Raw genomic sequence first — 1,073 nt, 5'->3', positions numbered from 1 at the left:
CGCGTCGTCGTCCTCCGCGTCCTCCGCGGCGTCCGCGTCTTCCGGGTCACCTCCGTCGCTCGCGTCGTCGTCCTCCGCGTCGTCCGCGGCGGGGCCCAACTGTCCGGACTCGATCATGGCGACGAGCGGGTTGTCCTCGATGTCGAGCGGGAGGTCGACCCGTCCCCGGCGTCGGGTCGACTCCCAGGCGGCGAAGATCACCTCCGTCGCTCGGAGCGCGTTCCGGCCGGAGAGCTCCGGTTCCACGTCTCGGTTCAGTCCCTCGACCGCGTCGGCGATCGCCCGCTCGATGAAGATCGGAGCCGTCCGGTCCGCGGTCGAGACGAGCGGGAGCCGCGATCGGATCTTCCCCAGCGCGGCACCGAGGTACCCCGGCGAGTCGCGGCCGTGGAGGTTCTCGCCGTCCGTGTCGACCGACTTCCACTTCCCGCCGTCCGTCCGGTACCGGAGCGTCGGCCCGTCCTCGACGCCGAGTTCGATCGTACCGTCCGCGCCGACGATCCGGAGGTAACACGCCCCCGGCGGCGCGGAGTCGCCGGTCGTGGCGAGCCCGAACGTCCCGTCGGCGTAGCGCCACTGGACGAGCGCCTGCGTGGCGTTCGGCGTTCCGAACCAGCGGTTCTCCTCCCGGTAGTCGACCTGCGCCGCGACCCAGTCGACGTCGGCCCCGTCGGTGAAGAACTGACAGAGGTCGACCTGGTGGATCCCGGCGTCGAACAGCGTCTCGTCCGCGAACTCTAGCCGGTATAGCTCGCCGACCTCCCCGTTCGCGAGCAGTCGCTTGGCCTTGCGAAACGGCGCGCCGAACCGCCGCTGGTGGTTGATCGTCAGTTGGACGTCGGCGCGCTCGCACGTCCGGACCATCTCTCGACAGTCCCCCCAGGTGTCCGCCATCGGCTTCTCGCAGTGGATCGCCGCGACGTGGCCGCTCTCGGCGCAGTCGACGACGATGTCGGCGTGAATTCCCGGGGGGACGCAGACGCTCACGAGGTCCGGCTCGACCGCCGCGATCATCTCCGCGTAGTCCTCGTAGACGGCGTCCGCGCCGAGGTCGAACGTCCGGGCGAACGCCT

At 70.7% G+C, this 1,073-nt stretch carries 1 protein-coding gene; it reads right to left on the bottom strand.

Going from position 1 to position 1,073, the window contains the following annotated elements; all coding sequences use genetic code 11:
• The coding region (locus BN903_RS12835; protein ID WP_079890679.1) for a Gfo/Idh/MocA family protein at positions 1–1,073 on the bottom strand (1,073 nt) is incomplete at both ends.

The organism is Halorubrum sp. AJ67, from assembly GCF_000513435.1.
Note: the sequence above shows the minus strand (reverse complement) of the source record. Positions and strands in the feature narration are given on the sequence as shown.